At 59.0% G+C, this 13,507-nt stretch carries 9 protein-coding genes and 1 pseudogene; 5 read left to right on the top strand and 5 right to left on the bottom strand.

Annotated elements, in window-relative coordinates; genetic code table 11:
* Positions 1-130: 130 nt before the first annotated feature.
* Positions 131-1,039 (top strand): alpha/beta hydrolase, encoded by a 909-nt coding sequence (locus tag IVA74_RS23975; protein ID WP_247348738.1) that lies wholly within the window; start codon positions 131-133, stop codon positions 1,037-1,039.
* Between the two features lie 150 nt (positions 1,040-1,189).
* Here IVA74_RS23975 and IVA74_RS23980 read toward each other — a convergent pair whose 3' ends face one another.
* Positions 1,190-1,420, bottom strand: coding sequence for a hypothetical protein (locus IVA74_RS23980; protein ID WP_247348740.1), 231 nt, complete (start codon positions 1,418-1,420; stop codon positions 1,190-1,192).
* A 1,217-nt stretch (positions 1,421-2,637) separates the two neighbouring features.
* Between IVA74_RS23980 and IVA74_RS23985 the strand changes: the two genes are divergently transcribed.
* Positions 2,638-3,177, top strand: coding sequence for an ABC transporter substrate-binding protein (locus IVA74_RS23985; RefSeq protein WP_253075630.1), 540 nt, complete (start codon positions 2,638-2,640; stop codon positions 3,175-3,177).
* A 208-nt stretch (positions 3,178-3,385) separates the two neighbouring features.
* Here the strand turns inward: IVA74_RS23985 and IVA74_RS23990 are convergent, their stop codons facing one another.
* From IVA74_RS23990 to IVA74_RS24005, 4 genes are all read right to left on the bottom strand, one after another.
* Positions 3,386-4,168: an alpha/beta hydrolase gene (locus IVA74_RS23990; protein WP_247348742.1), complete on the bottom strand. Its 783-nt coding sequence runs from the start codon at positions 4,166-4,168 to the stop codon at positions 3,386-3,388.
* A gap of 420 nt (positions 4,169-4,588) precedes the next feature.
* Positions 4,589-7,945, bottom strand: coding sequence for an adenylate/guanylate cyclase domain-containing protein (locus tag IVA74_RS23995; RefSeq protein WP_247348743.1), 3,357 nt, complete (start codon positions 7,943-7,945; stop codon positions 4,589-4,591).
* A gap of 487 nt (positions 7,946-8,432) precedes the next feature.
* The gene (locus IVA74_RS24000; protein WP_247348744.1) at positions 8,433-8,762 is read right to left on the bottom strand and encodes a GcrA family cell cycle regulator; all 330 of its coding nucleotides are present in this window, start codon (positions 8,760-8,762) and stop codon (positions 8,433-8,435) included.
* Between the two features lie 355 nt (positions 8,763-9,117).
* Positions 9,118-9,429, bottom strand: coding sequence for a hypothetical protein (locus IVA74_RS24005; RefSeq protein ID WP_247348748.1), 312 nt, complete (start codon positions 9,427-9,429; stop codon positions 9,118-9,120).
* 564 nt (positions 9,430-9,993) lie between these two features.
* Here IVA74_RS24005 and IVA74_RS24010 point away from each other — a divergent pair.
* From IVA74_RS24010 to IVA74_RS24020, 3 genes and pseudogenes are all read left to right on the top strand, one after another.
* Positions 9,994-10,137, top strand: a complete 144-nt coding sequence (locus IVA74_RS24010) for a hypothetical protein (protein WP_247348745.1) — start codon at positions 9,994-9,996, stop codon at positions 10,135-10,137.
* A 253-nt stretch (positions 10,138-10,390) separates the two neighbouring features.
* A complete protein-coding gene (locus tag IVA74_RS24015) occupies positions 10,391-12,082 on the top strand; it encodes a hypothetical protein (RefSeq protein WP_247348746.1) in 1,692 nt (563 codons plus the stop codon).
* A gap of 184 nt (positions 12,083-12,266) precedes the next feature.
* Positions 12,267-13,196: pseudogene (locus IVA74_RS24020) on the top strand (IS1182 family transposase); the annotation flags it as partial.
* Between the last annotated feature and the right edge of the window lie 311 nt (positions 13,197-13,507).

Genomic DNA, 13,507 nt, shown 5'->3' on the forward strand with positions numbered 1-13,507 from the left:
CGCGCCGATCGCGGTTGCTTGCTTTCGGCTGGAGAGCGCGGCTCACAACGAGGGAGCGGAAGCATCGGCTCTTAGCTGGCTCGGGGCCGCCGATCCGAGGTACCCGCCGTCGCGAATATAGGTTGACACCATGTCCACAGCTGAAGCCGTGCTGCTGATCGTTTTGACCGGACTTGTCGTTCTGATCCTCGGCAACATCGCGTTTCGGGTGGCAGCGGAGCGAAAGAATCCCCCGGTTGGCGTCTTTAACGAGTGCGACGGAGTGCGCCTTCACTATATCGAACGGGGCGATGCCGCCGCGCCTTGCGTGGTCCTGTTTCACGGGAACGGCACCATGATTCAGGATCTCGTCCTAAGCGGTTTGGTCGACCGACTGCCCCACAACTATCGCGTCGTTTGCTTCGACCGGCCAGGATTTGGCTACAGCGACCGTCCGCGTACGCGCATCTGGACGGCCACAACGCAAGCTTCCTTGTTCGCGAAGGCTCTTGATCAGCTTGGAGTGCGCAATCCCGTGGTGCTCGGCCATTCCTGGGGAACGCTGGTGGCAATCGCGCTGGCGCTGCGAAGCGGTTATGCCGTGAGTGGGCTCGTGCTTGTGTCCGGCTACTATTTTCCAACCTCTCGGATGGACTTTTGGCTCATGTCAGGTCCGGCACTGGCGCTGCTCAGGGATCTGATGCGCTACACTATCTCACCGATCATATCGTGGGCTATTACGCCGAAGCTGATGCGCACGCTGTTCGCGCCGCGTGCCATTCCAACGAAATTCAAGAACGAATTTCCGACCTCGTTGGCTCTCCGGCCCAAGCAGTTGAGGGCGGCCGCCGAGGAGAGCGCGTTCCTTATTCCAGCTGCCGCGCAGCTGCAGCTTCAGTATCAGCGCATCCGGTCTCCCGTTAGGATCCTGCATGGAAAGGTGACCGGCTCATCGAGGCCGACCAGTCGCGCCGCCTGCACGAGGTGTTGCCCCGCTCCGTGCTACATCTGGTCGAGGATGCCGGTCACATGGTTACCTATGCAGATTCGGCGGGAATAGCGGATGCGGTGGCGGCGCTAGCGCTCACCGCACCAACCGCATAGGCTTTCTTGTTGCAATGCGGGCGTCCGGAAGTGGCGGAAGAGGTCAGCGGAGACCGAGCCGACACGATTGACCCAACTCAGACTCCGCCTAATCTCATTCGCGACATTACGCGGCACGTTGCTTGTCTGACTGTTCCTCGACAATAGTCGCGGTTTCTTCCAACCCCTTTTCGTAATTGCCCGCGAACCTCTCGATGCTGTCGGCCCACATCCTCAGCATTGAGACCTGGAAGTGCATAATCGGCTTCAGGGCATTCATGCCGATTGCAGTTGCTGCTGTGATGCGCCTTTCTGGGTCGCGCGCAGATCGGTTTGCGTTAGAGATATTGTCTGGCATGCTTCGCTCCTTCGCTCTGGTGTTACGTGACCTAAAGCTAAGTGTCGGGTCCGTGCACGGCGTGATTCTAAACACTCGGCCATAATGTGATCCGCAGCGAGTCTCGCACATCGGTCGTCATGCAATTCATCCAATTTTTTCAAGTAAGCAACTGCCGCTACTTGCAAGAGATCGAAATCATCCTTGCCGGTATCACGAAGGCTGGCGACGTAGCGATAAAGGGCGGAACGCCTGTTATCGTTCTCGCTGATGCCGCTGTGGAGGAGCAAGTAGTTCCGCCAAGCAAACGCACACGCGCCTTCTATGGCAAGAGAAGTCATGGGCACCTCCCAAAGCCAGAGAAAGACTGACGACCCGTTTCGTTCCGCAAATCTCTTAGATGTAACGTTGTTCCGTAGCCGCGCCGCAAGGTTTTTACATGCAGGGTGTCGCTGCTCAGTCGGCGACTGTCCATAGCGCAAATCGGTCAATGCGATTGGCTGTTCGCGTCGAGTTGAGGGTCGTCAGCAGAGTGACCTTTCTTCAAAGGTCCCCGTGCCAGCTAACGAACGTCGCCTGTTGGCCCATTAGAGAAGTAGGGGCGCACTTCATTAAGGCCCGCTCAGTGGGGCACAGCGGACTAGATTTGCTCAGGTTGAGTTCTTCACCCTTTGACCCAACTGCGCGGCCGCCGTATTTTGCTGCGATGCAGAATCTTGTCTTTTGGTATGCTTAGCCGCAACGGGCACTTCTTGCCCGCCGACGAGGCGATCGGATGAAGCGGCGCGAGTTCGTTGCTCTTCTCGGTGGATCGGCTACTACCGTTGCGTGGTCGCTCGCTACGCACGCACAACAGAGGCGCATGCGGCGGGTCGGCATCCTAGTTGGATGGGATGAAAACAATCCTGTAGCAAAGCTGCTTCTCTCCAAGTCGACACAGCGGCTTCAAGAGTTGGGCTGGACAGAAGGTAGCAATATCCGGCTGGACGTTCGCTGGGCGGCAGGAAATGTCGATCGGATGCGCAGGTCTTCGCTAAAGAGTTGGTTGGGCTGGGACCCGACCTGATCCTTGCATCCACAACCCCAGCAACCGCTGCACTCCACCGGGAGACGCGGACGATTCCAATTGTATTTGTGACAGTCTCCGATCCGGTAGGCGCTGGGTTTGTCGCGAGCCTCTCCCGCCCTGGCAAAAATATCACCGGTTTCATCAACCTAGAATCCACAATGGGGGGAAAATGGCTCTAGAGCTCCTCAAGGAGATGGCGCCCGCCGTTGAACGGGTCGCCATTATGTTCAATCCGGATACGGCACCCGGAGGCGGATTATATTTCTTGCCGTCATTCCAGGCCGCCGCGCGATCGCTTAACCTCGTGGCAGTCACAGCATCGGTACGCAATGAGGCGGAAATTGAAACGGCGATCGCGATGCTTGGACGCGAACCGGGAGGAGGACTTGTCGTCCAATCGGATGGATTTATGTTTGCCCATCGCGCAACGGTTATATCGCTGGCGACCGAATACAATGTGCCTGCGGTGTCGGACCGAACGCTTCCTACTGAACAGGGTGGACTGCTCTCCTATGGCCCCGTCGACGACGACATGTTTCTTGGTGCCGCCCTCTACGTCGATCGTATTCTCCGCGGCGCGAACCCAGCAGAGCTTCCGGTTCAGGTGCCGACCAAATTTGGGATGAGATTAAACCTCAAGACCGCCGCGATGCTCGGTCTTACGATCCCGCCATCCATCCTTGCTCGCGTCGAAGAGGTGATCGAATAGCACCGTTGTTGCGAATTGCGATGCGTTGATCAGAATTTGACCCGAAGCCGCCATTGTTCGATTGAGGACAGCCGATCAACGCGAAATTCAATGCTGTGACAGGAACTCCAACGTGACCTGATTGAAGACGACCGGATTCAGCCGCTGCATACCGTGCGCTGCATTGGGTACCACCACCGTTGCAGGAAATTCCCGGCACTTCCGCATTTCATCGTACATGAAACTCAAATTTCTTTGGACTTTTGTCAGCCGTCATGAGCAACAAGGGAAAATCGAACTTCTTGACGTCGGCGCAAGTACTGATCGGGCGGTGTTTGTCCCCCAAGGCCGAGTAGATATTTGCCAGAACCATCTCCTTCATGGACTCGGGAGACCTTAGCCAGGTGCCAGGGCCGCTCAGCATATCAATGAAGACCTCCGCAGCTTTGGCCGAATCTCCGGTTTTCAAGTTTTCCTGCAAGGTTCTGATAAGCTTTTGTGTGAAATCTCCGGCTGCTTTGCCCTCGGCAGTCTCAGGCACCGCCATCTCAATGCTGCCGTCCGGCAGCACTAGCGATCGAACGACTTCAGCGTGCGATTTCGCTACCTCGACTGCAACCGCGCCACCCCGCGAATGTCCGATGAGATGCACCTTCCCGAGGTTTAATTTTGTGATCAACGCAGCGACATCCTGGGCGTGCTGTTCGATTGAAAAATCGGCGCCAGTGCCATCCCAACGTTCGGGGTAAAAGTGTCTCAGGCTGACCGCGACTACCCGGTAAGTTTCACTAAAGATGCTGAACTGGGCGTTCCAAATGCGGTAATCAGAAGTCGACCCATGCACCAGAACGATGGGCACACCTTCGCCCGCATCTCGGTAGGCCATGGGATATCCGTTGATGGTTTCCCATTTGAGTTCCGATGGAATGGGCCAGTTGGGCTTGACCTCTTGTGCCCAAGGCTGCGTGCTCATGCACGCGACAAAGAGAAACAAAACCACGACGCGGCGCATTTGAAATCCCTCCTCAGGTAGTCTCTGAGAGGATCAGGCTTGCCGCAAGCATAGTTCTCCTGATGGCGCATAGTAGCAAGCGATAAGCTCAAGAAAGCATAAATTTCTTAACTCAGCGGAGTCCGGTTGTGGCCCATCGCGTCGGTTAGCGTAGTGAAGCGGCAGGTCTGGAGTCGGGAGTAGAGCAGAAGTCATCGCCTCCGCAGCAAGCCGTCGTCTTTGACCCGCAGCAGAAGTCGCAGACCAACGGTCGGGACTCTCGAGACGGACAGAGCCTCCGAATCCGGAGGTCCGGAGTTAAATTCTTGGGCTGCGCCGCTGCATCGTTCAAGGCATCGGAAGGATCACATCGGGCAAGTCCGGTAGTTTCGGCCTTGCGGACACTGCACCAATAAACGTCCGTCGATTGACATTGCCTAATTAGGCCAGCTCAGCAAGTAGCGCGGCGGCTTCTTTGAGGTCGGCCGTATCTAAGCCTTCAGTGAAGCAGCGGTAGATCGGCGCGAGCAGGTCGTGGGCGTCGGTGCGCTTACCTTGATCGCGCCAGAGGCGGGCCAGGCTGGTGCCGGCGCGCAATTCCCAAAGCCTCGCGTCCTGTTTTTGCGCTGTTCGGAGAGCGCCGTACAGCCAGCGTTCGGCATCGCGTCTATCCGACTTGGTGATCAGCATCTCGGCCATGAGCCGATGCAATTCTGCCTCGTACCAACGTTCGTCGGTTCGCTCGACCAGCTCAAGGGCTTCATCTAGCAGCTTTATCCCGTCGGCGGGTCGGTTCGCGCGCCTGTGCGCCTCCGCCAGAAGGCCAAGATAGTAAGGCACTTTGATCTCGGCACCGGTGGCCCGCTTCGTTGCCAGACCCCGCCGCATCCTGCTGATTGCCTCCTCGATAGATCCTCCCGTCGCGAGTATCGCCCAGCCTCGGAAACAGGTCCCTGTTCCCATGAAGTGCGGAAAACCATGTTCGGTGGCAAGTGGCACCAGCTCGTCGGCTCGCTCCTCGAGGATCGTTGCGTCGCCCCGAAGTTGGTGAAAGACACAGTTGACGTGCAGAGCGAACGCCAGTGTATAGGGCTGCAACAGCTCGCGCGCCCAGGCCAGTGCGCGTTGGCTTTCCGCCAGCGCCTGATCCGGTTTTCCTAGCAGGAGTACCGTCCAGGCGACGAAGCTCTCGCAGGTGACGCGAACGTCATGGGGCGTCAACTTCGGAGGTCGGTGGTCAGCCTCGTTATAGAAGCCGAGCGACTGCCGCAGGTGGTGGAGCGCGCGGTTGTATTCGCCGCGAAACATGAGGCTGACGCCCAAGCATCGGTGCGTGATCAGCTCGATATCGCTGTCATTTCGGTGTTCGGAAAGCACCGCTGCCTCCTCCGCTAACTGATGCGCGGCCCGAATCTCCGCGCGATTGTGTAAGAACGAATGGGCGCCGGCCAAGGCTCTCGCAAGCTGTGCCCCCTCCGGGTCCTCACGGCAAAGCTCGCGGGCACGGGCGTACGCTTCACCGGCTTGAGGGGATGCCCATCCCTTAGCTGCCGTTACCGCACCCGCAAGCGCAAGCTGAAGTGAAAGTTCGCTGGACCGTCGCTGCGGACTTTTCGGCAGGCGAGCAAGCAAGGTGAGCGCCTTGCCAAAGTGCGCAGCGGCCTCGGCCATCGTCGAACGTTCGACGGCCAAGCGCCCAGCCTTGTCCCAAAACTCGATTGCCTTTTCGACGAGGCCTCCCAGGGCACAATGCTGCGCCATAAGCTCGGGCTGAGCCGCGACAATCTCCGGAAACTGACGCTCCAGCGTGGTGGCAATACGGCCATGCAGTTGCTGGCGTCGGGGGCGCAGCAAGGTGCTGTAGGCGGCGTCCTGCACCAGCGCGTGCTTAAAGATGTACGTGGCATCAGGCGGCGTCCCGCGCCGAAACACCAGCTCGGCGCGTATGAGCTGCTCTAAAGCGCCCTCCAGCCGCAATTGCTGCATGTCGGCGACGGCACTGATCAACTCGTACGAAAACTGACGCCCGAGCGTCGCTGCGATCTGCACTACTTCTCGCGTGGGCGCCAACCGATCGAGTCGCGCCAGAAGCGAGGCTTGCAGCGTCGTTGGGATCGCCAAAGGAACCACCGGCCCGGCCAGGGAGTAATGGTCTCCGTTATCGGTCATCGATCCGCTCTCGACGACAGACTTGGTCAGCTCCTCGATGAATAGCGGCACGCCATCTGTGCGATCGATGATCTGCTCGGCAATCGCCCCGGGCAATGTCTTGCCCCCGGTTACGTGCACGATCATCTCGGCGCGCTCCCGAGGGGGCAAGCGGTTGAGACTGAGCAATGTCACGTGCGGACGGCCCACCCAGGGTGGCGTGAACTCCGGTCGAAATGTGAGGATCATCAGGACCCGCAGCGTCGCGGCTCGGTCGATGAGCAGATCCAGCGACTCCAGCGTGGTGGGGTCGCTCCAATGGATGTCTTCCCACAGCATCAGCAGCGGCTGCCGCTCCGCGAGACATTCGACCTGCGCCACGTGTACCTGAAGCGTTTTCTCTTTGCGCTTCTGCGGCGTGAGATTGAGCGGCGCGTAGCGGTCGCCGGTCGGTATCGACAGCAAGTCCGCCAGTAGCGGGATGGCTTCGCTTAGCTCCTTGTTTGCCAGAGCCAGTACCGCCACAAGCTTGTCCAAGCGGGTCTCGGCCGTATCCTCGCGTCGAAATCCGGCCGCCTGCTCGAGCTGGGTGATGCTGGGATAATGCGCGCTGTGCTGATGGTGTGGCGAGCAGAAATAACGCAACTGCGTGTGCGGCTCCTTGCCCAACTGCTCCAGCAAGGTTTGGGCGATGCGCGACTTGCCGATCCCCGGCTCACCGGCAATCAGAACGACGGAGCCGTCGCCGGTCTTGGCTCGCTCCCAGCGGCGCGTCAGCAATGCTATCTCTTCTTCGCGACCGATCAATGGCGTTCTGTTGGCGCGCAGGGCCTCGAACCGGCTGCCGACCAGGCTCGGGCCCACAACCCGCCAGAGCTGCACCGGATAGTCAATGCCCGCGATCGGCAATGTGCCGCGATCCCGATAATCAAACAGACCGCCAAGCAGGCGGCGCGTGTCGTCCGCAATGATCACCGTGTCCGGTTCGGCAAGCGCCTGAAGTCGCGCCGCAAGGTTAGGAGTTTCACCGATCACCGCTTGCTCCTGGGCTGCGCCCTCACCGAGCAGATCACCGACGACCACGAGGCCGGTGGCAATACCGACGCGCACCTGCAACGAGGTCGCCTGGCCCACGTTGAGCTTCGCCACGGCATCGATTAGGGCGAGACCAGCGCGTACCGCTTGTTCCGCGTCCTCTTCATGCGCCTTCGGGTAACCGAAATAAGCGAGCACGCCGTCGCCGAGATACTTGGCAACAAAGCCGCCGGACCTGGTGATTACCTGGGCGCAACGACGGTGGTAGGCGCCGATGATGTCGCGTAGATCCTCAGGATCGAGCCGCGCCGACAATGCCGTGGAACCGACAAGGTCGGCGAACATGACCGTGAGCTGTCGGCGTTCGGCTTCTGGAGCCTTGCCGCGGGCGCGGTCGGGCTCCACCGAATGTTCGGCCGGGTCGCGCAAAGTCTTGGCTCGCAACGCAGCGATTGCATCCAGGAGAATTCGGCGATGGCCAACCGTCGTCACGCCGAGCTCTCTGAGGTCCTCGGCAGTCAGCTTGGGTAGGGTTGCCTCGTCGATCGCATTTTCCCGGAATGCCTGACCGTAGCATTCCAGGCCGAGGCCGCGCAGCCAGGCAGAGATATCCATGGCATTCACGCACACTTAGCCGCACTCATCCACTTACTAAAGCCGCCGTCCTATCGGCCGCTACATTAGCCGCGCGCCGTAGGTCGAGCCGCTCGCGGACCAGGCCGTCGTACCAGGTAGCCAGCTTACTCCAACACATGGGGCGAAACACGTTTTTTTGGCTCGTGAACCGGGCCCGGCGGAGCAAACCCGGAGCGAGCCCTGAGGACGCACAGAGAACGACGGTTGGCTTCGATTCCCCGACGCTTCTCACGCTCGCCGGCATGGTGATCGCGTGAGAAGGCTATTTGAGTTGTTGGCGCATCAGCGAAGTAGCTGCGCAAGTCCTTGAGTCCGCTCAGCGAGGCATGGCGGACCAGATTTGCTCAGCTTGAGTTCTTCGCATTTTGGTCCGAAGCGGACGAAGCCCTGAGAAGGTATACGACAGCCGAACCCGTCGAAGTGGGCCAGGCACTGACGGCGAGCGAACTACTTTCGTGGTGAGCTCCTAGTCAGTGTTTCTGACCGCCTCAGCCAGTATCTCGTAAAGCTGCCGCTTGCTGAATTGGTTGGGCTGCTGCCTCTCCGCTGCGTTCCGCGACACCTTCTTTGCGACTGGACGGGCGCAAGCTGCCGACGATGTCGCCCTCAGCTTCGGGGGCGGCCTTATCTTGGGCCTTGCCGTGGGCGGCTTGTGACCGCGCTTCAGGCCCTGACGGGTCAGCATGCCGCAGACCGCGTTACGACTGCACCCGAGCCGCCGCGCTATCTGCGCCGCGCTATGTCCTGCGGACCAGAGCCTGGTGAGGAGCCCTATGTCTTTCGTATCCCAGCCCATGGGGGATATTATAGCACCGACGGCCGATCACGCCTCAATCTAGTCTTCGTCCGGCTCGCGCACGACCGCCGGTTCGTCAGCGCCGTCTTCGTCATCTTCATCCTCCTCATCCTCTTCATCTTCCTCGGGATCTCTTGGTGGCGTCGCTGCCCATAAGCACGAGCGGTGTCCAGCAGATTGCTGTGTTGGAGGCTTCGAAGGTGTGTTGCTTCATGTCGTTGCTGCTCCTCGAAAAGCATCCTCGGTGATCCTGACCGGCGGCACCCGCAGATCCAGGGCGCAACTGTCGCGAACGCGAGGGTGACATCAGGTCGATGAGATGAGCAAGGGCAGCACCGCGACGCAACTCGCGACGCTACTTGACTCCCGAAAACCCATTAGAGTCTATGTCAACCAAAAGCTCGCCGCTGGTGATTTCGGGAACCCCAAGATTGAGGTCATGCAGACTTGCCTGAACAAACTGCAGTATCTTGGCGTTTGCTACGTTGGCGCTTTCGCGGTCATCGAATATCATCACGGCGACGCCGACACCGTCACCCGCATCCAGCACATGGTAAGATCTAAATCCCTGCGATTGCCTCAGGATCTCACCGACGCCACTCTTGGCGCGACGAGCGGCGTCCGCTACCGAACGAACATTCGTGTATTTGCGAATGACCATGTACATGGGTCCACCACGCGCCATACGCTCCCCCGCATCAGAGCATATCGGACGCAGTCGGCGACGCTGAAACGTGTCGGCGATGTCGCGGAAACGGTCCGATTGGCTGTCGCTTTTCCTGAAGACACGGGCGGCCCCGTCGGGAGATGCGGTCGCATTTTCAACCCGAACGGACGCGCACATGGAATCTCCTTCCTGCCAGTAGGCTTCTGAATATAATTTTGCCGGCCGATGTCGTCATTGCTGCCAAAGGTTTTGACCCATGAAGCGATGGCACCGCGTCAGCATCAGCAGCAGGGTTCTCGCCGTGGGTCTGGTGTTCGCCGGGGCCCTGGTGGTCAGCCGATCGCACGTTCCATCAAGTCATAGCTTCATCCGCAACACGTACGCCTGAGCCCATAAAGCGTGCGTGGCACCTGCCCCTGGCAGCCACATTCCAAAGACACGTCAAATGGCTCTCGCTGCGGACCTGCCGCTGTTGCGAATACGTACCTGTCTCTTGGCGAGGCGGCGAGGACGGAGGGCAAGGTGTTGGCCAGCACCTGGAGCTGCTGGACAGGCGTATGCATCATGGGTCTTACGCTCGACGAGCTGGCCAAAGTCGCCCAGTCCCACACCAGCCGGAAAGTCACGGGCGTCGAGCGAAAGCGGCTGTTCGACGCTGTAAATACCTTCGACGGCGATAAGAAGCAGGGGCTGCTGTTGATAGAGTAATATCCCGCATGTCGCCTTTTGGCCCTTAGCTGAACAGGGGCCTGCCGCAGTGTCGGCTATTGGAGACAGAACGGACGTGACAACGCGCTTGCCCCGACCGCCGCCTGTGACCCTAAGCAGACCAGAGCGCAGAATTTGCGAAAGTACTATTGCCCTATAAAAAGTACTATTGCCCTATAATATGGCTCACGCCCGAGCCGGTTTTTGATAGTCTGCTTCGCCTCCAGGTTGTTGCATCGTTTAGGAGGCAGCTATGATCAGACGCGTTCCCATTACTCCGGGTGACTTAACGGACCATGAGATCGGCACAAAGGACATTTTGACCGGCACCACCGACACACCGCTCCTCTATGGTGATGCCGGAGGAAGCCTGCTGGATCACTCCATCGGTGGTGACGATACTCTCACCGCGCAACTTGTCTTCAACGCTCCGCCACCAACTCCCCTCACATTCAACATGTTTGGCGACGCGGTCGGAAATATCTCCGATCATGCCAAGGGCGGCAATGACACGCTATCCGCCCAAGTCACTTACCCCGCGTTTTCTCAGCCCGCAGTTACGGTCAACATGTACGGTGATGCTGGCGGCAGCATCTCCGATCATGCCAATGCTGGGGATGATACGCTGAACGTTCAAGTCACCGGACTTCCGCCTGGTGGGCTGCTCTTTGGTCCGATAGTCAATGTCTTTGCTGACGCCGGCGGCAATCTGTTAGATCACGCCAAAGGCGGTAATGACGGCATCACACTCTCTCTCGGAGAAGGGCACTTTACAGACACCGTTTACGGCGATGCTGGCGGAAACCTGTCCGGTTTCGCCCAAGGAGGGAACGACACCTTGACGGCCAGTAACGGGCCAGAGAGGACCTTGCGGTTCTATGGCGACGCTGGTGGCAACATGTCTGATTATGCTCATGGCGGCAACGACAGCTTCACAAAAAACGGCTCCTCTGAGACCAACAATTATTTCTACGGCGATGCCGGGGGGGATATGTCGGGCCACGCCGCTGGTGGTAACGACATTTACACGATGCACGGATTTGAAACCGACAACTTTGTCTACGGTGACGCTGGCGGGAACATGTCTGATTTCGCCAAGGGTGGCGATGATACCTACGATCAGCTTAGCGGAACTTTCTTCCCAAACATCTTCTATGGCGATGCTGGCGGCAACATGTCCGGCCATGCTGAGGGCGGCAACGACACCTTCAACAAGACCGGCGGGGAGGGAAGCACATTCTACGGCGACGCTGGTGCCAACATGTCTGATTATGCTCAAGGCGGCAATGATACCTTCCAAGCCTCTTCATCAGGTCCGGGCAACAAAAATCTCTTCTCCGGCGACGCCGGAGGCAACATGGGCGATCATGCCGTCGGCGGCAATGACACCTATATCGGCGGCACCGCATTGCAAAGCGGCGGCATCGCATCCGGCTTGAGCAAAGCTTACGGCGATGCGCTGACCATGTCCGGCGACGCTCAGGGCGGCAACGACAGTTTGATCGGAGGCAATGATCCCAGCCCACCTCCTGCCGGAACATACGAAACCATCCTCGTCGGGGATGCGCAGGCGATGTCTGATAACGCGCGTGGAGGGAATGACAAGCTGATCAGTGGGACCGGTAATGATGACATGTGGGGCGACGCTCAGGTGATGCTTGGGCTCGCGAAAGGAGGCAACGACACCTTCCTCTTCAGCGTCGATAACGGCCACGACAAGGTCGAGGATCTCGGCCAGGGTCTTTCGAATTTAGGAACCGACCACATCGATGTCTCTGCGCTTGGCATCGAGAACTTCAGCGAACTCACGATCTCGGCATTTGATCCGACCACACACGAGAGCACGATCACGTTCAGTGCAGGCAACGAGGTGGTTGTCCATAGCGAGGAAGCACTCAGGCCTCAGGATTTCATGTTTACGACGCACGGCCTCTTACTGGTCTAGGCCACAGTGGCCCGGTCCGCTGGCCTCAAACCATCAAAGCGGGCCGGGCTTATTGTTTGTTGGCCCAGGCCAATTTGCTCCGCTGTGCATGAGTCCGCTTGTGGCCGATTCTGTTGAAAAAGGCGGCGGTTGCGACGCAGAGGGATCAATGATTCAGTCTGTCTAATTGGCAGGACTGAAGGTCATGATGGGACATCGGCAAGTCGAACAGGCTGCTTTGTTCTATGAGTTCTCGCTCGAACGGCATATCCCGGCCGACCACTTGCTCCGTTCGATCGACAGATTTGTCGACCTTGAACAGGTCAGGCAGGACCTGGCGCCCTTCTACAGCAGTATCGGTCGTCCTTCGATCGATCCCGAGTTAATGATCCGGATGCTGCTGATCGGCTACTGCTTCGGCATTCGATCGGAGCGGCGCTTGTGCGATGAGGTGCACCTAAACTTGGCCTACCGATGGTTCTGCCGGCTGGGTCAGGACGGTGCGGTACCGGATCACTCGACCTTCTCCAAAAACAGGCACGGCCGTTTCCGATAGAGCGACCTCTTCCGTCGTGTGTTCGAGAGCGTGTCGCGCCGCTGCATCGAGGAGCGGCTGGTCGGTGGTGAAGGATTTGCAGTCGATGCGAGCCTGATCAAGGCTGACGCCAATCGGCAGAAGGGCATCGAAGGCGACAAGGGACTTCCGCCGGCGGCTGCCGGACGAGTTATCGACGAGTATCTAGCTGTCCTCGACGATGCAGCCTTCGGAGCAGCGACCGAGGTTACCCCGAAGTTTGTGTCGCCATCCGACCCGGCGGCGCGCTGGACGGGGGCGCACGGCGGCCAAGCCTTTTTTGCCTACTCGACGAACTACCTGATCGATATCGATAACGCGATCATCGTCGACGTCGAGGCGACCACGGCAATCCGGCAGGCGGAGGTATTGGCCGCCAAGCGCATGATTGAGCGCTCGCTGGAGCGGTTTGATCTCTATCCGAGCCGGCTCCTCGGTGACAGCGGCTACGGCTCGGCCGAGATGCTCGCCTGGCTGGTCTATGAGCATGGTATCGAGCCGCACGTTACAGTCTTTGACAAGTCGGCCCGCACAGACGGGATATTCTCGCGCGACGACTGGCCAAGCTGATCCCAATGCCAACCCCAAGGCTCGCATAAGAACGGGTGAGCCCGTCGGCCGCATCGGGGATCGCGCCATTACAGCCAACTACCTTCGGCGTTTTTCAACGAAATCGGCCCATTGCCGACCTCCGCTTACGCGACCGCTATGTCTGCCTACAGGAGATAAGCCGACCCAGGCTCAAGTCGGTTCGGAAGTCAGCCTGTGACCCAATGCGGTCTTGCATCAATGTATCCGGCCTCTGATTGGAGCGTGTTGTGCTCCGGGCCATCATGGATATCAGCGCGCATTCGAGCTAATTAGCGGACAGG

This window comes from Bradyrhizobium sp. 132 (assembly GCF_023074185.1).
In the GTDB taxonomy this organism is placed as follows: domain Bacteria; phylum Pseudomonadota; class Alphaproteobacteria; order Rhizobiales; family Xanthobacteraceae; genus Bradyrhizobium.

Excerpts from the sequence above, each read along its gene's own strand:
- IVA74_RS23975 (WP_247348738.1), top strand. The coding sequence starts at position 131 with ATGTCCACAGCTGAAGCCGTGCTGCTGATCGTTTTGACCGGACTTGTC.
- IVA74_RS23980 (WP_247348740.1), bottom strand. The coding sequence starts at position 1,420 with ATGCCAGACAATATCTCTAACGCAAACCGATCTGCGCGCGACCCAGAA.
- IVA74_RS23985 (WP_253075630.1), top strand. The coding sequence starts at position 2,638 with ATGGCTCTAGAGCTCCTCAAGGAGATGGCGCCCGCCGTTGAACGGGTC.
- IVA74_RS23990 (WP_247348742.1), bottom strand. The coding sequence starts at position 4,168 with ATGCGCCGCGTCGTGGTTTTGTTTCTCTTTGTCGCGTGCATGAGCACG.
- IVA74_RS23995 (WP_247348743.1), bottom strand. The coding sequence starts at position 7,945 with ATGGATATCTCTGCCTGGCTGCGCGGCCTCGGCCTGGAATGCTACGGT.
- IVA74_RS24000 (WP_247348744.1), bottom strand. The coding sequence starts at position 8,762 with ATGGGCTGGGATACGAAAGACATAGGGCTCCTCACCAGGCTCTGGTCC.
- IVA74_RS24005 (WP_247348748.1), bottom strand. The coding sequence starts at position 9,429 with ATGTACATGGTCATTCGCAAATACACGAATGTTCGTTCGGTAGCGGAC.
- IVA74_RS24010 (WP_247348745.1), top strand. The coding sequence starts at position 9,994 with ATGGGTCTTACGCTCGACGAGCTGGCCAAAGTCGCCCAGTCCCACACC.
- IVA74_RS24015 (WP_247348746.1), top strand. The coding sequence starts at position 10,391 with ATGATCAGACGCGTTCCCATTACTCCGGGTGACTTAACGGACCATGAG.